Origin of the sequence: Bradyrhizobium sp. NP1, assembly GCF_030378205.1 — a bacterium.
Taxonomy (GTDB): domain Bacteria; phylum Pseudomonadota; class Alphaproteobacteria; order Rhizobiales; family Xanthobacteraceae; genus Bradyrhizobium.
Genome location: NZ_CP127385.1, coordinates 5,540,786 through 5,560,751 on the forward strand (window position 1 = coordinate 5,540,786; position 19,966 = coordinate 5,560,751).

The following is a 19,966-nucleotide window of genomic DNA, read 5'->3' on the forward strand; positions in this document are numbered from 1 at the left end:
GAAGCTGGTCATGGGCGCCACCGCTCCAAAGCAAACTACCCGATCAATTGCCGCGACGAGTTCACTAGCTTCTTCGCCAGCTCGAACAGGCCGTGGCTGGTCCGGTAGTCGAGAAAGGTCCGGCGCGGCGCCGCCATGATCTCGGCGAAGGCGGCTTCGTCGAGCTCAAGCTTCTTCAGCGCGTATTGACGGTCTTCCTCCAGGAGCTCCGCGGGGTAGACCGGCGCTTTCATCGCTTCCAGCGCCTCGTCCCGGCCCATTTGTCCCGACAGGACGAGGTTCGAATAATGCGCCTTGCGCTTGTCGATATCGAACTTCTTCGGCAGCAGGTAGGCTTGGTAGAATCGCGTGTAGATCGATTCATAGTGCTTGCCGCCGTAATAGACCCAGCCGAGCTGCTTCTGGAGAACCTCCATCGCCCGCTCTTTGTCGTAATCGATGAAATTCAGGATCGACACCATGCGGATGCGCCGCAGGAAGATGTAGTAGAACAGTTCGAGCAGCGAGAAGTGCGGATAGGTCGACAGTCTCGCGCTGCCGAAGCGGCGGTGGACATCCTTCACGTACGACCAGTCGAAATAGCCGTAGCCCCATTTCTCCGGCAGGATCGCCTCGGACACGACATTAGTGCCGGTGATGATGTGCTTGAGGCCGTGCCTGGCGGCGATCTGGTAGAGCAGCGCCCAGATCGCATGGTCGGTCGGCACCTCGCCGTCCGGGGTGGAGGCCTTCAGGAACGAAATCTGCAGGTCGCGAAACTCCTCCCAGTCGATCACATGGGTGTAGAGATCGATCCCGAGCGTCTTGAGCGTCTTCTCGATATTGGCCACCGCGAGTTCGGAGTCCCAGCCATTGTCGAGATGAACCGCCAGCGGCCGCAGCCCCAAGTCCTTGACCACCCAGGCGACATAGGTGCTGTCGACGCCCCCGCTGACGCCGATGACGCAGTCATAGGCCTTGCCCTTGCCCGCCTGCCTGATCTCGGCCACCAGCCGCGCAAGCCGCTCCTTGCGCTCGGCCGGCGGGATGATCCGCTGCCGGGCGACCACGTCGTAGCGGTGGCAATGGTTGCAGACCCCCTCCGCATCGAAAACGATGTCCGGATCGGTCGTATCCATGATGCAGCGCGTACAGATTGCCATCGTGACTGTTGGTTCCTTGCAGGCAGGCCGGCATGATACTGGCTGCCCGCCAGTATCCCGGGCTCGGCGTCATGGATATCACTCAATTCAGGGCGGCCGACAACTCCGCCTGCGACGGATAGGTGATCAGCACGGCCCGGTGGGGGCCGTGAAACACGAACATGGCGCCCGCGGCAACCGCGGCGGCGCCGGCCCGCCTTGCCGCGGTAAAATCGGCGACCTTGCCGGCCCCGCCCGAGGCGATCACGGGAATGCCGACCGCTGCTGTGACCCGCGACACCAGATCGACGTCATAGCCGGTCATCGTGCCGTCGCGGTCGATCGAGGCGAGCAGGATTTCGCCGGCGCCGAGGTCCTGCATCGTCCTGGCATAGGCCACCGGATCGTGACCGGTCGCCTTCGAGCCGCCGTCACCATAGACCTCGTAGCGGCCGAACAGCCTGCGCTTGACGTCGATCGACACCGCGATCGCCTGGCTGCCGAACTCGCGCGCCGCCTCGCGCACGAGTTCGGGGTTCCGCAGCGCCGCGCTGTTGATGACGACCTTCTCGATACCCGTGCCGAGGATCTTTCTGATGTGCTCGACCGAGCCGATCCCGCCGCCATAGGCGACCGGCATGAAGCATTCACTGGCGATGTTCTCGATGGTGGCGAAGGCCGGTCCCTTCCCGGTACGCGAGGCCGTGATGTCGAGCAGCACGAGCTCGTCGACCTCCTTTTCGTTGAAGATCCGGATCGCGTTGATGGGATCGCCGACATAGACAGGATTGCGGAAGCCGGTCGTTTTCACGAGGCCGGCGCCGCGCAACAGCAGCGTGGGAATGACGCGCGTGCGGCGCATCTCAGAACTGCTCGACGAAATTCTTGAGCAGCGCCATGCCGAAGCTGTGGCTCTTCTCGGGATGAAACTGCGCGCCCATCAGGTTGCCGCGCTGGAACGCCGCGGTGAAGGTGTTGGCGCCGTAGGCGAATGTCAGCAGGACATCCTCGGCCTTGCGGCAGATGACGTGGAAAGAGTGCGCGAAATAGAACCGCGCTTCCGGCGGAAATTGCGCGGTCAGCCCTGACGGCTTGACCGCCGTCACCTCGTTCCAGCCCATGTGCGGGACCTTGATGTCGGGGTCCGATGCCTGGTCGAAGCGCTGCGCCCGCGCCTCGATCCAGCCAAGCCCGGCAAGCTCGCCCTCCTCGCTGCCCTCGGTCATCAGCTGCATGCCGAGACAGACGCCGAGGGTGGGCACCCGCTCCACCTGCACCTTCTGGTTCAGCGCCGGAACCATGCCCGACTGCTGCAGCTTGCGCATGCCCGCGTCGAACGCACCGACGCCAGGCACGATGATCTTGGTCGCACCCTCGAGGTCCTGCGGAACGGACGCGATCTTCGAGGCGGCGCCGATCTTCTTCAGCATGTTCCGCATCGAGCCGAGATTGCTGGTGCCGTAGTCGACGATGGTGATCACTGGACGCTGCCTGTGCGAGGCGAGGCGCATTCGTCGAGGACGGCGCGCAGGCTCGCGACATGGTTGCGGTGGAAGTAGTGATCCGCGGTCTGCGGCGGCACCGTGCCCCAGCCGCGGCTTGCGACCAGGTCGGCCAGCGCTTGCGGGCTGTCGATCAGGATGGCGTCGCCGCGCTCGGCAAGGTCGCGCACGAGCTCGTGGCTGGGCAGCGCGATGATCGCGGTCGGCGTGCCGATGCCGAGCGCCTCGAAATGGCAGGCCGAGGAGATGCTGAGGTGCAGATCCGACATCGCGATCATCTCGAACGTGTCCGGTTTCGAGTTGCCCCGCCACAGGATCACGCGCGGTTCGTCGGCAAACCGGGCGTCATATTGGTTGGCGTCGGCCTCGTAGCCCGGATGCAGGCGGATATTGAGCACAAGCGGGCTTGGACAAAGGCTCAGGAACGCCGCCACGAAATCAGCCAGGCGCTCGGCCGCGATGCCCTGCGAGGTCAGCGTCAGCACCGGCTTGTTCGGATCGGCGGCAAACCGGCGCTCGCGCAGAGCCCGGGCGGATTCGATCATGGGGGCGCCGACCGGGCGGATGCGGTTCAGCCTGCCGAGCGCGGAAGGCTTCAGCAGTTGCATCCAGTAGGCGCCATAGACCGTGAGCAGGTCAGGCAGCATGATGGCCTGCCGGTCGCAGCCGAGCGCCTCGGCGGGAAGGTTGTCCGGGTGCTTCTCACTGAAGATGCCGTGCTGCATTTCCACGAACGGGATACCGAGGCTGTTGGCGGCCAAAAATAGCGCGAATTGCCCGGAATTTGGAACCAATAAGCAGCGCGGCCGCAGCCTTTTTAGCACCAGCCGATAGAGCCGGACCCGCCATTTCAGGACGCTGAATTTGCGGCGGATTCGCTCCGGCGAGAACTCAGGAAGGTTGAGATCCCGCGCGATCAGCTCGGAAAGCCTGCGGAAGGCAGCCTCTTCCCTGGCGGGAAACAGCCGGCCAAGCACCGCGCTCACGGCCAACACGGACGTGTCGTTGAACACGGGCTTGCGGAACGCATGCTTTTCGTTCTCGGCGAAGCCGCCCGCGTCGGCATACAGCATCTTGGCGCCGCGGCCGATCTGATCGATCACCGGGTCGAAATAGATGTCGTGCCAGCCCCGCTCGTCGAACATCCGCAGCGCCGACGTCATGGTCGCGCCGAGAAAGTCGAGTCCGCGGGGCGCGGTGGCAAGCTGGCCGATCGCACCGAACAGGCTTGCCACGATCTCGCCTGGTGGAACCGAGGGCCGCTGCAAGCCGAGATTTTGCAGGGTGAAGGAGATCTCGAAGCGCAGCAGCCGCCACAGCGAAATGCCGTCGACCGTCAGGCCGAACGCGGCGTTGCGGCGCTCGAACTCCTCCAGGATGGAGGCGACCTCCGCTTCCGATCTGGTGGCGGAAGCCCCATCCATCATGCGAGGCCGAAAATGTCCGCGACCAGCTTCATGGAGTGCCAGGAGTCGTCGAGGGTCGCGAGATCGGCCCGCTCGCCGCGGGTGGCGGCAAGCGCCTGCGCGGCCTGATAGCGCAATCCAGGCTTGAAGGTCTTGTCATCCGGATCGATCTCGAGCTGGGTGACCGCGCGCGTGCCCCGCAGCTGAACCGAGACCTGCTCCAGCGGCCGCATCTCGACCCGCTGGGCGGGTGTATTGACGCTCACGATCCAGGGCCCCGGACCGTTCCAGATCCCTTCGTAAAGGCCAATGTCGCCGCTCGTGAAATTGACCTTGGCGAGCACCAGCCCCGGCGTTTCCGGATTCCACGGCGCGACCGGCTCGACGCCGGCGATCTCGCCGCGGCCAAGCACGCGGAAATAGTCGATCAGGTGGATCGAATTGGCGAACATGAAGTTGCGCGCCACCAGCTCCGGCTGCTTGTTGACCTCGATCGCGGCCCTTTGGTCCTGCTGGTCGATCACCTTGATGAAGCGCGGCGAGGAATCCTTGGCCAGCAGCTCGACCGCCTGGCGCGTGCTCGAATAGGCGCGCCGGTTGAGCGCGACGAAGACGCGCCGACTGGCGCGCCGCGCCGCATCGCGAATCCGCGTGGCGTCGGCGAGGTCGTAACCTGCCGGCTTTTCCAAGAGCACGGTCCAGGGATGGGCGAAGCAGGCGCCGGCGACCTCCGCCATCGAGAGCTCGACCACCGTGACGACGACGAGATCGGCCTGCGTCGTCTGGTAGAGCTCGGCGACGGAGTCGAAAACCTTCGTATTGTGGGTGGCGGCAAGCTTCTCGGCCCTGGCACGCGTGCGGCTAAAGATGCCGGCGATCGCGACGCCGGGCAGGCCCGCGAACGCGCGCATATGCTCCTCGGCCATGTAGCCCGCGCCGACGAAGGCGACCTTTGTTTCTGCCACGACGCTGTTCTCCTCAGGCCCAGGGGAATATGCGCTCGCGCGGCAGGCCGCTTGCGAGCGCGACCGCGCGGCCACCACTCTCGCCCGAGAGGTTGGCGGCCACCAGGGCCGCGACGGCGTGGCGTCCGCTGTCGCCGTCCGGATAGGAGCCGTCCGCCAGCATCGCCCGCCAGAGCGCCACCGTCGGGCCGGTGACTTCCGCCTGCGCGATCTGGCGCTGAAACGTGTCGGCCGGCATGCCATAGCGTGTCGTCGGCAGATCGCGGTACTCCGCCTGGCGGTGGATCGCCCGAACATAGCCGGCGAGTTCGTCGACCAGAATCTGCCCGTTGCGGCAGGCATAGACCACCTCGATGCCGTGGCCGAGATCGCCGCCGAGCTCCATCACCAGGCGCACCCCGGAGGCCGTCACCCCGCGCAACTGCCCCGAGCGGTCGACATATTGCGGACCGCGCGGGTTCGGCACGTTGTTCGGATCGAACCAGGCGGAGATTTCCGCGATCGGCTCGCCCGTCAGGTAGCGGAACGCCTCGAAATAATGCGAGCCGTTCATGGCCAGGCCGAAATTGCCCGCCGTCACCACCATCGAGCGCAGCCCGCCGAAGTCAGGCGTGTCGATCAGGGCCTTGATGTCGGTATACTGCTCCATGAAGCGCATCTGGTGATTGACCGCGAGCTTCGCCCCTGCCGCGCGGCAGGCGGCGATCATGCGGTCGCATTCCGCAAGCGAGGTCGCCATCGGCTTTTCGCACAGGATGTAGCGCACTCCGCTCTCCGCGGCGGCGCAGACGAATTCGCAGTGGCTGGGCGCCGTGGTGGAGACGACGACCGCCTCGGGGCGCGCGGCTTTCAGCATCGCCGCGGCGTCGTTGAACGCGAGCGCAGCATCGACATTGCATTCCGCGCGCGTCGTGGCGAGCGCCTCCGCCGACTGGTCGAACACGCCAGCGATGTCGAATCCAGCGCCGCGGGCGGCAGCGACGTGCCTGCGGCCCATGCGTCCGACACCGATCACGCAAAGCTTCATCCAAGTCTCCAGCTACCGACGCAGCACCGAAATCCACGAACCAATGAGAATGTCAGGCTACGATTTCAGGGAGTAGTTACGATGATTAGGCCGTCCAGGCAACCGATTGGGCCAGCCCGCAATGCGCGGCTGTTAATCTTGGAGCCAACCAGCAGGCCGCAAAAACACGCTACCGCAGGACGCAAGCGTCTCGCGGCGGCCAACGGACCTTTAGCGTACCCTTTGGCCGATCAATTCCGTTACAAGAGCCGAGAAGCGCTCTGGCAATTTATCGTCCACCATCCCCCAGCGCCACATCTCGCGGCGTTGTCGTTCAGCGAGGTTGGCGGCGAACAAGGGGTCCTCCAGGAATCGAGCGAGCTGAGCGCGGAAATCCATCAGTGATTCCGTGAGAATGACGCCCGCGACCTTGTCGTAATCTCCATAGCGATAACGGTAAGTGTCATAGTTTATGACGGGGATACCGCACGCAATCGCCCAGCGGATTGTTGCTGATATCGATGCGACATAAAGGTCGCTCAACGGAATCAGCTCAGCCGTCGGCTGCAAGGTAAATCGCACATTCGGTATCTTGAAGCTCTCAAAATGGCTCAGTGATAGACGAGGGTGAGGCCTCACCAGAACATTGGCCCGGTCGCTCAACGCCTTAAAACTTCCCATCCAACCTTCAATGAGCTGATCGTAACTTTGAAATTCAAAGCCCTCAGCCTGGCCTCCATATTGGTTCGGAGGAAATCCGCACAGAATTAGAGGGCGACCTTGCGGCAACTCGTGCTTTGCGAGAAGTTCGGCCAAAAGCCGGCGTCGGTTCGACAAGCCCCGGTGCAATACTTCGCCGTTGACGTCTCCAACAACACTGAGCTGGCCTGCAGGAAATCCAAGCTCAAGATACCCGTCGCGCTGAGCTTCACTGTCAAGCATAATCCTGGATGCGTTGCCTCTATTCAGTATCCAGGGCGCGGGCGACGATTGGCCAAGCGCTTCGAGCACCAAGGCCGTAACGGCCGGCATTCGAATCAAGCTTCGACCATCAATGCGAAACTGCCACTTTGGATAGACGCTGATCACCAGCCGATCCAGCGGACTTCTGACCTGATTGAGCTTGTGATCACGATAGGCTTTGGCTGGCTCCAGCGGATTGGGGATCGTGAACGGAATGATGATGCTTGGAATTCCCCGCTTCCGGCCTTCGTTTACAAGCGTCTTGGAAAGCCTCTCAATATTGTCCTCTGCAAGGATAATTATGTCCGGTCGAATCTTCCGGAGAAATCGCTTCACGTAGAAAGCTCTGCGACACGCCTGAACTATTTGTGCCGTCAACCCCACAGCCCGGATATGCCGGTATCGGCGATAATATTGCAGCGCCAGCGACGGGATTTTTCCTATCGCGCAATGGATCGTCTCAAACAGCGCTCTTCTACCAACCGGAAAAGTGCTCTCTCTCAATATAACCGGCTCGTTCGCACTTGCGTCCTCGCTCGCAGCGATCGGCGCCAATTTGCCCGACCACTGAAATAGGTTTTCGTGATCATAAAGTTCGTAGTTTTCAAAAGCCTCATCGAAATAGATCTTCCGATCCAAAACGGTCATGATTACATGTGCCCCAAGCTCGCGGCGAAGCATCTCGGCGGCAGCCACACAGTGCGGAATGACCGCCTCCATGTCAGCGTAAAACAAGACTCGTATGGGCTCCGTGCTCTCTGCCATTCCTTACCGCAAACCACTTTCTGTACTCGGATTGATAGCTATTTTTGCACCACGTAGCTCCCACAGATAGAGAGTACGCGGCACCGGCCATTCTTACTGACAGCTACCCTTGGGCTCTTCGGTTCGATGCGCTATGCTGCTTCCCTCGCGCCTCTCAACCACAAAACAGTGTCTAGCCACCTACGCGCGGCCCATGCGCCCGACGCCAATCACACAGACTCCCTGGATTTCGCCTATCGCCCGCAATGGAGCGTGCCGGGCCGCAACCACAGGCTGGCGAAGGTCGTGACTTCAGGCCGATTGCTACGATGATTGGGCGGGCAAGGCAACGGAGCGGATCAAGAAGGCAAGCCTGGACGCGCTGAGAGGTCACCCACGGTTACAACTACTGGTCCACTTGGACCAACGTATTGGCTTGCATTTGCCTCCGAGCTGCGCTTTGGATGCATCTGCGTCGTCGACCGGCAGAGGCTTGCTGCTGGGTTCCGTCCCAAACTCGTTTTGACCTGTCGCAGAAATTGAAGATTTCGAGCTCGAAGCCATGAAACGGAAGGCATTTGTGGTCGGGGGCGCCGGTCGGGACCGGCGGCTTCTGTCGGCACAGCTGCCTCGACGCGGCTGTGAGGTGCCGGGCTACATCAGCTCGCCGCCGAAGTGCGGTGGGTCGGAGTTCGCCCCGATCGGAATCACCTCGCAAGTTGAGGTGTCCGATTTTGTAAGAACCTTCCTTCCGGACGAGATCTATTTTCTTGCCGCCTTTCATTAATCTGCAGACGGGCAAGCAGATGGCCGAACCAGCAGAACTGATCATCGAGGCAGGCCGTACCGAGCGAACCTACTGGCGCGATCTGTGGAACTACCGCGAGCTGTTCTACTTTCTCGCCTGGCGCGACACGCTGGTGCGCTACAAGCAGACCGCGATCGGCGTTGCCTGGGCCTTGATCAGGCCGCTGGTGACTATGTTGGTTTTCACGATCGTGTTCGGCAAGATCGCCAAGCTGCCATCCGACGGCGTCCCATACCCTATTCTCGTGTTCGCCGCCGTCCTGCCATGGCAGTTTTTTGCCAGCGCGTTTTCGGAAGCGGGCAACAGCCTGGTTGCCAATTCCGGCATGCTTTCGAAAATCTACTTTCCCCGCTTGATCATACCAACCAGCGCGGTCATGACCAGCCTCATCGACTTTCTGGCTTCCATCGTCATCTTGATCGGATTGATGGCCTGGTACGGGCTCTGGCCTAGCTGGCAGATAGTGACGCTGCCACTCTTTACCCTGCTTGCCTTTGCCGCGGCGATGGGTTGCGGCATCTGGATCGCTGCACTGAACGTCACGTACCGCGATTTTGCCTATGTCATTCCGTTCATGCTGCAGCTAGGGCTGTATTTGTCGCCGGTCGGCTTTGCCAGCTCGGTCGTTCCCGGCCAATGGCGGCTGCTGTATTCTCTCAATCCGATGGTCAGCGTGATCGATGGTTTTCGCTGGGCCATTATCGGCGGCAATTCCGAGCTTTATCTGCCCGGATTCCTGCTGTCTTGCGCGGTGATCGCGCTCCTGCTGCTGACCGGCATTGCGCATTTCCGGCGCACCGAGAGAACCTTCGCTGACGTGATATAGAACCGCTATGTCCCCGGTCATCAAGGTCGAAAATCTCTCCAAGAGATACTTCATCAGCCACCAGAAACGCGAGCCTTATCTTGCGCTGCGCGATGTCCTCGCGACCGGTGCCAAACGATTCGGAAACCGACTTACGCATCTGTTTTCAGGGAAGCAGTCTCCTTCGATAACCACCAGGGAGGAATTTTGGGCGCTTAAGAACGTGAATTTCGAGCTGTCGCAGGGTGAGTCGCTTGGTATCATTGGCCGAAACGGCGCCGGTAAGTCGACGCTACTCAAAATCCTGTCGAGGATCACGGAGCCGACAACCGGCAGGATAACCTTGCGCGGCCGCGTCGCGAGCCTTCTGGAAGTGGGAACTGGATTCCATCCGGAACTGACCGGCAAGGAAAACATATTTCTGAACGGCGTCATTCTTGGAATGGGCCGTGCCGAGATCGAGCGAAAGTTTGATGAGATCGTGGCGTTCTCCGGAGTCGAGAAATTTCTCGATACACCGGTCAAGCATTACTCGTCCGGCATGCGCGTGCGGCTCGCCTTCTCCGTCGCGGCTCACCTTGAACCGGACATTCTCGTTGTTGACGAAGTGCTTTCGGTGGGCGATCTCGATTTCCAGCAAAAATGCGTCGGCAAAATGGAAGGCGCGACAAAAGACGGTCGGACCGTTATTGTCGTAAGTCATGACTTGGCTGCCGTGCAGCGGCTATGCAATCGATCCCTCCTCCTTGAACAGGGAAGCGTCGTGGTCGATTCGAACACTGATGAAGTCATCAGACACTATGTTTCGCGGCGTCTCGACGAACGATCCGTTTACGAACAGGCGTCCAACAAGGAAAAAACGGTTAACCTGCGAAAAGTGTTCCTTGCCAACAGCCATGGCACGCCATCGCTGGAATTTCGTTATGATGAGCAAATTACCCTGGTTGTCGAATATGAGGTCAACAAGACGCTGAAGGATTGTTGCATCTGGTTCGGACTTCGAACAATGCAGGACGTTCTTGCATTCGGCTCGGCAGATATCGACGTCGATGCCTCTATGCTTGGCGAACGCAGTCCGGGATATTACCGGACCTCCGTTGTCCTCTCCGAGAGTTGGCTGAACGCGGGACAGTACGTTACAGTCATCGGAATAACGAAATACAATCCGCTCCAGGAATTGGATCGCGTTGAAGCCCTTCGCTTCACAATTCTTGACGTAGGAACGCCCGAAAAACTCAGAACAGGAAATTTCAGACCCGGCATCCTCCAGCCGCTCATGACGTGGACCACAAGCCAGGCGCAAGACAAAGCGGATTTGGTGGAAAAATGAACATCAAGAAGCTTCGGAGGACGATAGGTGAGTTCACAGTGGTTCCGGTGGCCTCCTTGTCCATTCGCTTGCTCGTACGTCTGCAGGGCATCTCGCGGATCAGGCGCAGCTCCGGTGATCTCTTCGACGCGCTACGAGATTCAGCTCACAAAAACTATGAAGAGAGAGCCAAGGCGAAATACGATATTCATCCCACGGTGTATTGGGGTGAAGACACGCTGATTTATGGCGATGGCGAGATCAAGATCGGCGAACACAGCTATTGCGGCAAGGGGTCGTTCCTCCTTGCCCATCCGAAAGGCACAAAGCTGAAAATCGGAAAATATTGCGCGATCAGCCATAACGTCAACATTCGCACCGAGATCAACAAGAAAGAGCCGCATTACAAGCACGACCTTGCCAGTCCTCCGGCTGGAAAAGACGTGACGATTGGAGATTATGTCTGGATCGGCGCTAACGTATTTATTGGTGGCGGCATCGTCGTAGGCGATAACAGCATCATCGGTGCGAACAGCGTTGTGACGAGCGACGTTCCGCCGAACAGCATTTTTGCCGGCGTTCCAGCCAAGCAGATCGGCTTAAAATCCGATTACGAGAGAACTTAACTGCGATTAGCACGAATCCACGTGGCACGCTCGAAGGTACTCTTCATCTCTCACGTCGACTCTTATTTTTCGGGGTTCATAGACCTCGTTCGCATGCTCAATAGTTCCGCCGAATATGAGCCTCACATCCTGTTTCCGGCGAATTATCCCAACCTCGCAAAGCACATCGAAATTTGCAGCGCGGAACAGATCGGGTTCACAGCCCTGGCACTTCCGATCCCGAGCGGCGCGATCACGTCCGGATTTCTCGCAAGAGCAAAACGATCAATCATCGCTCGCAGCAAAGCGGCATTGCTTGTATTTCCCATCACCGGCTATCTCAGTTATTTGACAATGTTCGAGAGCAGGCTGCGGACTATCCGGCGCGTTCTCGCAAGCACTAAGGCCGATCTTATGATCCTCGGCGGCGATATCGTCGGCCATGACATGGCGCTATACATTAAGGCCGGTCACGAACTGGCGGTGCCATCGGTGCTGTTGCCGGGCTGGATGGCGAGCGCGCGCGAGCCGGCCGAGTTGTATTTCGAGAACCCACGATTCTTTCTCAACCGTCCGATGAATCGGCTGCTCGGTCATTTCTTTCCACGCTGGATCTATGAACACAGAGGCCGCGCGCTTGTAAGGCAACCTGCGCAGGAGGCTCTCGCATTAGAAACGCTCGGTCTGGCGCCGCCGTTGCCGTGGATATTGCACAGTGGCTTCGCCGACAAGATCGCAGTCGAGAGCGAAGCGGCATTGAAGTATGGCCTCGCCGAAGGCATCTCGGAAACAGCGATGGTGGTAACCGGTTCGCGTACCCATGACAAAATGCATGATCAGATTGCTATCGCGCGCGAAGCGCGAGCAAAGCTCTGTAACGATCTCGCCCTCGCCCAGGATAAGCCGCTCCTTCTGAGCGCGCTGCCCCCCGATCAGCTCTACGGCCTCGGCCGACCAGAATGCGATTTTTCTAGTTACCGCGATCTGGTCAAGTTCTGGATTTCCGCTTTATGCGCTGCGGCGGATGGGAACGTCGTTGTTAGCCTGCACCCGTCTGCCAGAAAGGGCTACGAGCCGTTCATCGCTGAACTCGGCGCGAAAATTTCCGATCAGCCCGTCGCCGAACTAATCCCGCTGTGCGATTACTATGTCGCCTGCATTTCGGCGACCATTCAGTGGGCGATCGCCTGTGGCAAGCCCGTCATCAATTACGATGTCTACCGTTATCGCTACACGGATTATCAAGGTTTGAAGGGCGTCCTGACCATCGAGAAGCAGGACGAATTTCTCGACGTGCTGCGCCGCATGGCCTCGGACGACACATTCCGCAACGAGATCACGGAACTTCAGAAAATCGATGCCCCGCGATGGGGCAATCTCGACGGAAAGGCAGGCCAGCGAATTGTGGCGCTTTTCGACGAGCTAGTTGAAAAGAAAAAGCGTTGATCGGCGGCTTCCGAAAGCGGCGTCCGTCTTGCTCTCTACCGCAACTGTGAAACCGGGATGGACAGCAAATGCGAACTTGTCAAGCACCTTTGCATATGGCATTCGCATCTGCGGGACTCGGCGGTACACCGAGCCGACATGTGAGTTCGTGCTGGTCGCTTTTCTGAGGTTCATTTTGTCTCGAACAATTCGGAAGAGAAGCCGATCGTGGCGCTGCAGCCGTCGTCTGCGTGCCACCGCCACAGTCCGTCTCGGTTACGATTAAACGACACGACGAAAAACGCTAACGCGCCACCAGGATTCCGTCGTGTCAATAACTCGTCAATCCAGCCGTCCACCGATCTAGACCTGTAGGTCGAGCTAGCCTAGATTAGGCCCCACGTAGCTTTGAAGGCGCTTGAATGCTCAGCTTGGTTAACAATCGTATCTTGCCTCTGTTCGGGATACGGATCGAACGAGTTTCCAATTTCAAGGCCCGCGAACAAGAGCGGCAGCGTCTGGAGACGCTGGCCGCATCCAGCAATGCGCGGCAGCGGATTATTAAGCTAGCCAAATTGCTGAAACCGCATAGCGCAATCGGACAATCGAAGGTTAGGATCGGTCGCAAAAATGACGGCGGCTATGTCTGCCTTGATGATTTCAAAGGTATAAAAGGGGCCTTTTCATTCGGCATCTTCAACGATGTGTCGTGGGACAGCGAAATTGCCGATCGCGGCATCATCGTTTACCAATTCGACCACACAGTGGACGGCCCGCCGACGGCGAATCCAAACTTTCGGTTTGAAAAGAAACGTATCGTTGCCTCTGGTGGCAACACGCCAACGTCAACGACTATATCGTCATTACTGACACAGCTCGGAGACGTTGCCCCTTCATCTCTTATTCTCAAGATCGATATTGAGCACGAAGAATGGGAGGTCTTTGAAAAAGTATCCGACGAAGAGCTTTCCAAGTTTTCGCAAATCATTTGCGAATTTCATTCGTTCTCCCGCGTGATCGAGGATAGCTGGTTCGCAAGAGCCAAGAATGCTCTGGAAAAGCTTCATCGCAGATTTGAGGTCGTGCATGTGCACGCTAACAACTACGCACCTCTAATTTCGATTGGAAACATTCCGTTTTGCGAGACGCTTGAAGTCACCTACGGCAGCCGCGATCGATATACTTTCGGGCCGCTCGGGCAACCTCTGCCGACGAACGTCGATGCCCCTAACGATCCAGATAGACCAGATATCTATCTCGGATACTTTGAATTTGATGGCGGGTAGCTCAGTGGCACAGCTTGTGTAGCCCTCGGCGCCTCCGGCGCTTCACTTCCATGGCCTCGTCGCCGATAAGGTGGTCAACACCGTCTCGATCACCTCGCCAATATTTAAGAGCCAAATCCGAGTGCGCCATCAAGTCCTAAGGCTGGAACACCGACGTCAACAGCCGCCGCCAACGCCCACGGGCGGAGTCCAGCGCTATCACTAGCTTCATACGCCAAGGCTTGATCGCCTGCTTCCAGACCGGCTTCGTGTGGAGCACCCATTCGTCGAACTCCGCCTGAGTGATGGCATTCAGCTCAAGCAATCTTTTCAGGTTGGTCTCGACGTGGAGCGCAAGCGCCGGGGTCGGATCGAGATATTTTATGACCCCCTTGACCTGCATCATGCAGGCCCGGATCTCTTCTTCCCTGGTCCAGGCGACGTTGATCGAGACCGACGTCAGTTTGCGCGCCCACGGGCTGATTTTGTGCATGACCTGATGGAAATGAAAAGCGTCCTCGACATTGCCGCTTTTGAACCCATGCTTCTCGACCAGGTTTCGCAGCACGAGATCTTCCTGGCGATACACGTAGTCATCATCGATCTCAGGAAGGCCGGGCAAGAAGGCTGCCTTGCGGCCCATTTGACTGCCCGCATGCGGCCGGATCTCCTCTCCGAGAAAATCGACGTTCGGGTACTCGACGAGAGCGGTGATCCGCTGCGGGCATCCAAACCAGTCGTATTCCTTCTGGTGGGCTTTCATCGCGTCAAACCAGCCGCCGGGAAGATAGACATCCGAATGCAAGTAGGCGAACCACTCTGACTCCACGGCTTCGATCAGCTTTCGCAGGCTGAAGCCGAGCGAACGGTACTCTCGATGATCCAGTATTTGGACGCGGGGAAAGCTCCGAGCGATATCGATTGAGTCGTCCTTGCAGCCGCCGTCCCCGATGAGCAATCTACGCACCGGAATCTCACGGAAAATCGAATTCAGATTGGCGCGCCAAAGTTCATTGGTATGAATGACGGGAATAATAACATCGATTGCATCCGCAGGATTTTTGGCAAAGCGATCCTCGAACGTCGGCAGTGAGTAGTACTCGCTGAAAATGGAGTCGCTCATTCTATCGGGGTACTCGCATCAAGCATGGGACTCGCGTTATGGCACGGCCGATCATCAACGATTTCAAGTGCGGTAGCGGAAACTGATGGCCGCAGCGCGAAATGAAGTTGGCTTCTGGGATCGCTGTTCCCAATTTGCGCGGTAATAGCAAAGCCTATAAAAAAAGCCAACGAATCTGGCTATCTGACGTTCGACCGCAGGCCCAGCAGTCAACGATCAAATTTTTCCTCGAACTCTGAGGTTGGCTGCGCGCGAGGATCCAGGGCCCCGCCAAATGCCACTCGGCCTGCGAAGGCTTGGGGGCGAGCACCAGTTGCTACTGCGCCACGGCCCTCGCTGCCTCACCTGATGATCAGGTGAGGCAGCGAGGGACCGGAATATTCGAGCCGTGCAAACAGGATTTTCGAACAATTGACACGCGCGAAGGCTTGCGCTGACGGACTTTTCCTGACCCACGCCGTCGAAGCGGACCGCCCTGCGCTATCCGCTATTGAATTTGCAACCGATCTGGCCGATCAAAACGGGTCAGTTTGCGCCGTCGACGGAGCCCCCCGAAAATGCCCTTTCCGCATGCCTCGCAGGCCCTCTCCCGCTTCACCGTCCTGGACCTGACCCGGGTCCGCTCCGGCCCCACCTGCGTGCGCCAGCTCGCCGACTGGGGCGCCAATGTCGTCAAGATCGACGCCCTGATGGCGGATGCCGCCGGCGAGCAGCCGGGCGGCCCGCGGCACGGTTCCGATTTCCAGAATTTGCACCGCAACAAGCGGGCCATGGCGCTGAACCTGAAGGACCCCCGCGGCCTCGCCGTCTTCAAGCGGGTGGTCGAAAAGGCCGATGTCGTCGTCGAAAACTTCCGGCCCGACGTCAAGGCAAAGCTCGGCATCGACTATGACAGCCTGCGCAAGATCAATCCCCGCATCGTCTATGGCAGCATCTCCGGCTTCGGCCAGGACGGCCCCTATCACAAGCGCCCCGGCTTCGATCAGATCGCGCAGGGCATGGGCGGGCTGATGTCGGTCACCGGCGCGCCCGGCGGCGGTCCGATGCGGGTCGGCATCCCCGTCGCCGACCTCACCGCGGGCCTGTTCTGCGCGATCGGCATCCTCACTGCGTTGCTCGAGCGCGAGGTTTCCGGCGAAGGCCAGTGGGTGCAGACTTCGCTTCTGCAGGCCCAGATCTTCATGCTGGATTTCCAGGCCGCGCGCTGGCTGATGGAAAAGGAAGTCGCAAAACAGGCCGGCAACAACCATCCGACCTCGATCCCGACCGGCGTGTTCAAGACCTCCGACGGCTATATCAACATCGCCACCACGGGCGGGCGGATCTGGGAGCGCTGCGCCCAGGCGCTCGGCGCGCCCGAGCTGATCACCAATCCCGATTATGCGACCGCGCCTGCGCGTTCGAAGAACCGCGACGCGCTCAATGCCGCGATCAACCGGCAGACGGAGAAGAAGTCCACCGAGGCCTGGGTCAAGGAGCTGAACGAGGCCGGCGTGCCCTGCGGTCCGATCTATGCCATCGACCAGATGTTCGAGGACGCGCAGGTCAGGCATCTCGGCATCGCGCAGGACGTGCCGAACGCGGAGAACCGGCACATCCGCCTGGTCGGCCAGCCGGTGACGCTGTCGCGCACGCCGAGCAGGATGGTGGCGCGCCCGCCGGAGTTCGGCGAGCAGACCGAGGAAGTGCTCGCCGAGTTCGGCTTCGACAAGGACGAGATCGCGGCGCTCAGGCAGGCCAAGGTGGTTTGAGGCAAGCCGTGACAAAATAAAAAAGCCCCGGAAAACCGGGGCTTTTTGCATTTCTGAAAGGTGCCGCTCAGTATCTGGCGACGACGGGGCCACCGAAGCGATAGTTCACACCGACACGGACGATGTTGTCGGTGAAGGACGACGTGTAGGAGACGCCCGCATTGGTCCGCACCGGGACCAGGATCGTGGTCGCAATCGGACCCGCGCTGACGGAGCCGAGATCCATGTAGAGATATTCGAGCTTCGCCGTCCAGTTGCCGGTGATCCGTCCCTCGATGCCGGCGCCGGCGGTCCACCCGGTCCTGGTCGAGGACGTGCCGGGGAACAACGCGGTTACCGGATTGCCGGCAATGTTGTTGCCGGTGATGCTGCCGCCGGTCTGCACCTCGCCATACGCGAAGCCACCGGTCCCATAGAGCAGAATGCTCGGAGTCACCAGGAAGCCGGCGCGGCCGCGCACGGTGCCGAACCAGTTGAGCCGCTGGGTCACCACCGACGTGATGTTGGTGCCGTCATCGGCGCAGGCCAGACAGGTGAAGCCCAGCGATCCCCGCTCCCCGCTCGCCTGGATGTCGGCCTCAAGGCCCACCAGCCAGTTCGTGAGCTGCCAGTTGTAACCGATCTGCCCGCCGCCGATCGCACCGTTGACGTCGTTGCGCCCGGCCGCCGCGTTCAGCGGGAAGCCGGTCGCGAACCGCGAGATCAGCACTGAATCGTCCGAACGACCCCAGCTGTAGCCGACATTGGCGCCGATGTGGAAGCCGGTCCAGTTGTAGACTTCGACGACGGCTGGCGGCGCCTTGGTGTACGGCCGCGCCGCAAGATCGGCCGCGCCTGCACCCGTCGTAAACATTGAAACAAGCGTCGCAATTCCCACCAGTATGCGCTTCATGGCGCCAGTTCTCCAAAAATGATTCAAGTCTGACTTCAAAGTACGCCCAAACAGGCACGGACGCTGTCGCGCGCAGGCAACAGGTTCCCGTATTCACAGACGGAGTTCAGACTTCACTAACGCCGGAAGCCCTTCACGCAAGCCATTGAATATGCGGGATCTATTTGGCTCGTGTGGACCCCGGCGACAGCTAGCCGGCGGCACGCGCCGGCCTGAGCCAGCGCCCCACTTCGCCGAACAGGCGGTCGATCACCGGCCAAAACAACAAGAGAATCGCAAGCGTCGTGATCGAGCCGACGAGGCCGTTGGACCAGAACACTTTCATGTCGCCACTGGCGCCGATCATCGACAGGCGGAAGGCGTCCTCGGCGCGGCTGCCGAGCACCAGCGCGAGCGTGAATGGCGCCAAGGGAATGCCGATCTTCTTGAAGACATAGCCGACCACGCCGAAGCCCAGCATCAGCCAGATGTCGAACATCGCGTTCTGGATCGCATAGGCGCCGATCGCGCAGGACACCACGATCATCGGCGCCACGGCTGCGAACGGCACGCGCAGGATGGAGGCAAAGATCGGCACGGTGGTGAGCACCAGCACGAGGCCAACGACATTGCCGAGATACATCGAGGCGATCAGGCCCCAGACGAAATCCTTGTGCTCGACGAACAAGAGCGGCCCCGGATTGAGCCCCCACACCATCAGCCCGCCGAGCAGGATCGCAGCCGTGCCGGAGCCGGGAATGCCGAGCGCCAGCATCGGCAGGAGCGCCGAGGTGCCGGAGGCGTGCGCCGCGGTCTCCGGCGCGAACACGCCTTCGATGCGCCCCTTGCCGAAACTGTCCGGATCCTTGGAAAAGCGCTTGGCGAGGTTGTAGCCCATGAAGGACGCCGCGATCGCTCCGCCCGGCGTGATGCCGAGCCAGCAGCCGATGAAGGAGGAGCGGAGCAGCGTCACCCAGTATTTCGGCAGGTCCCTCCACACGTTCAGCACCACGCGCAGGCTGATCGCCGCCGCATGCCCACGCAGCGCCAGCCGCTCTTCCATGGTGAGCAGGATCTCGCTGATGCCGAACAGGCCGATCACCGCGACCAGGAAATTGATGCCGCGGAGCAGCTCGGCCGAGCCGAAGGTCATGCGGAGCTGCCCGGAGACGGTATCCATGCCGACGCCGGCCAGCAGCAAGCCCAGCGCCATCGAGATGACTGTCTTGTGCTTGGCCTCGCGGCCGAGCCCGACGAAGGAGCAGAAGGTCAAGAGATACACCGCGAAGAATTCCGGCGGTCCGAACTTCAGCGCGAAGGAGGAGATCAGCGGCGCGAGGAAGGTGATCAGGAGCACTGCGACCAGCGAGCCGATGAAGGAGGAGGTGAAAGCCGCGGTCAGCGCTTCCGCGGCCTGGCCCTGCTGCGCCATCGGATAGCCGTCGAAAGTGGTCGCCACCGACCAGGCTTCCCCCGGGATGTTGAACAGGATCGAGGTGATGGCGCCGCCGAACAGCGCGCCCCAGTAGATGCAGGACAGCATCACGATCGCCGAGGTCGGGTCCATCGTGAAGGTGAGCGGCAACAGGATCGCAACGCCGTTCGGGCCGCCGAGCCCCGGCAAGACGCCGACGAAGATGCCGAGCACGAGGCCCAGCATCATCAGCGCCAGCGTCTTCCAGGTCAGAAGAACGGCGAAACCGTGCAGCAAGAGGCCGAGCGCTTCCATGGTTCGCGGCCTGTCCTGCTAGTAGCCGAAGGCCGCTTCGAGCGGGCCCTTCGGCATGATGACGTCGAAGGCGATGTCGAAGGTCACGAACATCGCCGCGGTGAAGATGAAGGCGGTCAGGAGCGACTTCCACAGCGCGATCTTGCCGACCAGCCGCATGAAGCCCGCGATCAGGAGAAAGCTCGCCACGTAAAGCCCGAGGAACTGCGTCACCAGGCAGAACAGCAGCGTCGGGACGAACACCGCCATCACGCGGCGCGCCTGCGCCCGCGTCACGAAGGTCTCGGCCGCCTCCTTGCGCGAGAGAACGGTGGCAACAAGACCATAAAGGCTCGCGAGCCCCAGGATCACCGCCAGGTAGAACGGGAAGTAGCCGGGCTCGGGCCCGGTCGAGTCCCAGCCGATGCCGGTGCGCCAGTTGTCGGCGCCGAGCAGCACCGCGAGCGCGAGCAACAGCAGCGACACCACGATTTCGACCGTGCGGTCGCTCGTCACCGCAGGCGAATTTTCCTCCGGCGCGGTCGGATCGTCGACGACGATTTCAAGATCGGTATCGGACATCGCCTGA

General features: G+C 60.4%; 17 protein-coding genes. 6 read left to right on the plus strand and 11 right to left on the minus strand.

What is annotated here, in order from left to right; all coding sequences use genetic code 11:
• Window positions 1-35: 35 nt before the first annotated feature.
• From QOU61_RS26885 to QOU61_RS26915, 7 genes are all read right to left on the minus strand, one after another.
• Window positions 36-1,142 carry an N-acetyl sugar amidotransferase gene (locus tag QOU61_RS26885; protein ID WP_289654235.1) on the minus strand — a complete coding sequence of 369 codons (1,107 nt, stop codon included), beginning with the start codon at window positions 1,140-1,142 and terminating at the stop codon, window positions 36-38.
• Window positions 1,143-1,224: 82 nt separating this feature from the next.
• Window positions 1,225-1,983, minus strand: coding sequence for an AglZ/HisF2 family acetamidino modification protein (locus tag QOU61_RS26890; protein WP_289654236.1), 759 nt, complete (start codon window positions 1,981-1,983; stop codon window positions 1,225-1,227).
• A 1-nt stretch (window position 1,984) separates the two neighbouring features.
• Window positions 1,985-2,602 (minus strand): imidazole glycerol phosphate synthase subunit HisH, encoded by a 618-nt coding sequence (gene hisH / locus QOU61_RS26895; protein ID WP_289654237.1) that lies wholly within the window; start codon window positions 2,600-2,602, stop codon window positions 1,985-1,987.
• Window positions 2,599-4,050 carry a hypothetical protein gene (locus QOU61_RS26900; RefSeq protein ID WP_289654238.1) on the minus strand — a complete coding sequence of 484 codons (1,452 nt, stop codon included), beginning with the start codon at window positions 4,048-4,050 and terminating at the stop codon, window positions 2,599-2,601. Before QOU61_RS26900 ends, hisH begins: the two co-directional genes overlap by 4 nt.
• On the minus strand, window positions 4,047-4,994 hold the full coding sequence (locus QOU61_RS26905; RefSeq protein WP_289654239.1) for a Gfo/Idh/MocA family protein: 948 nt from the start codon (window positions 4,992-4,994) through the stop codon (window positions 4,047-4,049). The genes QOU61_RS26900 and QOU61_RS26905 overlap by 4 nt, the downstream gene beginning before the upstream one ends.
• Before the next feature lie 13 nt (window positions 4,995-5,007).
• Window positions 5,008-6,021 carry a Gfo/Idh/MocA family protein gene (locus QOU61_RS26910; RefSeq protein WP_289654240.1) on the minus strand — a complete coding sequence of 338 codons (1,014 nt, stop codon included), beginning with the start codon at window positions 6,019-6,021 and terminating at the stop codon, window positions 5,008-5,010.
• 210 nt (window positions 6,022-6,231) lie between these two features.
• Window positions 6,232-7,698: a CDP-glycerol glycerophosphotransferase family protein gene (locus tag QOU61_RS26915; protein ID WP_289654241.1), complete on the minus strand. Its 1,467-nt coding sequence runs from the start codon at window positions 7,696-7,698 to the stop codon at window positions 6,232-6,234.
• 815 nt (window positions 7,699-8,513) lie between these two features.
• Here QOU61_RS26915 and QOU61_RS26920 point away from each other — a divergent pair.
• From QOU61_RS26920 to QOU61_RS26940, 5 genes are all read left to right on the plus strand, one after another.
• A complete protein-coding gene (locus QOU61_RS26920; protein ID WP_289654242.1) occupies window positions 8,514-9,341 on the plus strand; it encodes an ABC transporter permease in 828 nt (275 codons plus the stop codon).
• A 7-nt stretch (window positions 9,342-9,348) separates the two neighbouring features.
• Window positions 9,349-10,650: an ABC transporter ATP-binding protein gene (locus QOU61_RS26925; RefSeq protein WP_289654243.1), complete on the plus strand. Its 1,302-nt coding sequence runs from the start codon at window positions 9,349-9,351 to the stop codon at window positions 10,648-10,650.
• Window positions 10,647-11,255: an acyltransferase gene (locus QOU61_RS26930; protein ID WP_289654244.1), complete on the plus strand. Its 609-nt coding sequence runs from the start codon at window positions 10,647-10,649 to the stop codon at window positions 11,253-11,255. The genes QOU61_RS26925 and QOU61_RS26930 overlap by 4 nt, the downstream gene beginning before the upstream one ends.
• Before the next feature lie 21 nt (window positions 11,256-11,276).
• Entirely contained in the window at window positions 11,277-12,680 is a 1,404-nt protein-coding gene (locus QOU61_RS26935) for a CDP-glycerol glycerophosphotransferase family protein (protein ID WP_289654245.1), read from the plus strand.
• A gap of 401 nt (window positions 12,681-13,081) precedes the next feature.
• Window positions 13,082-13,945, plus strand: coding sequence for a hypothetical protein (locus QOU61_RS26940; RefSeq protein WP_289654246.1), 864 nt, complete (start codon window positions 13,082-13,084; stop codon window positions 13,943-13,945).
• Between the two features lie 136 nt (window positions 13,946-14,081).
• Here QOU61_RS26940 and QOU61_RS26945 read toward each other — a convergent pair whose 3' ends face one another.
• On the minus strand, window positions 14,082-15,047 hold the full coding sequence (locus QOU61_RS26945) for a glycosyltransferase family 2 protein (protein ID WP_289654247.1): 966 nt from the start codon (window positions 15,045-15,047) through the stop codon (window positions 14,082-14,084).
• Between the two features lie 557 nt (window positions 15,048-15,604).
• Here QOU61_RS26945 and QOU61_RS26950 point away from each other — a divergent pair.
• Window positions 15,605-16,798 carry a CaiB/BaiF CoA transferase family protein gene (locus QOU61_RS26950; protein WP_289654248.1) on the plus strand — a complete coding sequence of 398 codons (1,194 nt, stop codon included), beginning with the start codon at window positions 15,605-15,607 and terminating at the stop codon, window positions 16,796-16,798.
• A gap of 67 nt (window positions 16,799-16,865) precedes the next feature.
• Here the strand turns inward: QOU61_RS26950 and QOU61_RS26955 are convergent, their stop codons facing one another.
• The 3 genes from QOU61_RS26955 to QOU61_RS26965 all read right to left on the minus strand — a co-directional run bounded on the left by QOU61_RS26955 (window position 16,866) and on the right by QOU61_RS26965 (window position 19,959).
• On the minus strand, window positions 16,866-17,690 hold the full coding sequence (locus tag QOU61_RS26955) for an outer membrane protein (RefSeq protein WP_289654249.1): 825 nt from the start codon (window positions 17,688-17,690) through the stop codon (window positions 16,866-16,868).
• Window positions 17,691-17,880: 190 nt separating this feature from the next.
• Window positions 17,881-19,398: a tripartite tricarboxylate transporter permease gene (locus QOU61_RS26960; protein WP_289654250.1), complete on the minus strand. Its 1,518-nt coding sequence runs from the start codon at window positions 19,396-19,398 to the stop codon at window positions 17,881-17,883.
• Window positions 19,399-19,416: 18 nt separating this feature from the next.
• Entirely contained in the window at window positions 19,417-19,959 is a 543-nt protein-coding gene (locus QOU61_RS26965; RefSeq protein WP_289654251.1) for a tripartite tricarboxylate transporter TctB family protein, read from the minus strand.
• Window positions 19,960-19,966 lie beyond the last annotated feature (7 nt).

Excerpts from the sequence above, each read along its gene's own strand:
- QOU61_RS26940 (WP_289654246.1), top strand. The coding sequence starts at position 13,082 with ATGCTCAGCTTGGTTAACAATCGTATCTTGCCTCTGTTCGGGATACGG.
- QOU61_RS26965 (WP_289654251.1), bottom strand. The coding sequence starts at position 19,959 with ATGTCCGATACCGATCTTGAAATCGTCGTCGACGATCCGACCGCGCCG.
- QOU61_RS26920 (WP_289654242.1), top strand. The coding sequence starts at position 8,514 with ATGGCCGAACCAGCAGAACTGATCATCGAGGCAGGCCGTACCGAGCGA.
- QOU61_RS26950 (WP_289654248.1), top strand. The coding sequence starts at position 15,605 with ATGCCCTTTCCGCATGCCTCGCAGGCCCTCTCCCGCTTCACCGTCCTG.
- QOU61_RS26930 (WP_289654244.1), top strand. The coding sequence starts at position 10,647 with ATGAACATCAAGAAGCTTCGGAGGACGATAGGTGAGTTCACAGTGGTT.
- QOU61_RS26945 (WP_289654247.1), bottom strand. The coding sequence starts at position 15,047 with ATGAGCGACTCCATTTTCAGCGAGTACTACTCACTGCCGACGTTCGAG.
- QOU61_RS26955 (WP_289654249.1), bottom strand. The coding sequence starts at position 17,690 with ATGAAGCGCATACTGGTGGGAATTGCGACGCTTGTTTCAATGTTTACG.
- QOU61_RS26910 (WP_289654240.1), bottom strand. The coding sequence starts at position 6,021 with ATGAAGCTTTGCGTGATCGGTGTCGGACGCATGGGCCGCAGGCACGTC.
- QOU61_RS26890 (WP_289654236.1), bottom strand. The coding sequence starts at position 1,983 with ATGCGCCGCACGCGCGTCATTCCCACGCTGCTGTTGCGCGGCGCCGGC.
- QOU61_RS26925 (WP_289654243.1), top strand. The coding sequence starts at position 9,349 with ATGTCCCCGGTCATCAAGGTCGAAAATCTCTCCAAGAGATACTTCATC.
- QOU61_RS26885 (WP_289654235.1), bottom strand. The coding sequence starts at position 1,142 with ATGGCAATCTGTACGCGCTGCATCATGGATACGACCGATCCGGACATC.
- QOU61_RS26900 (WP_289654238.1), bottom strand. The coding sequence starts at position 4,050 with ATGATGGATGGGGCTTCCGCCACCAGATCGGAAGCGGAGGTCGCCTCC.
- QOU61_RS26960 (WP_289654250.1), bottom strand. The coding sequence starts at position 19,398 with ATGGAAGCGCTCGGCCTCTTGCTGCACGGTTTCGCCGTTCTTCTGACC.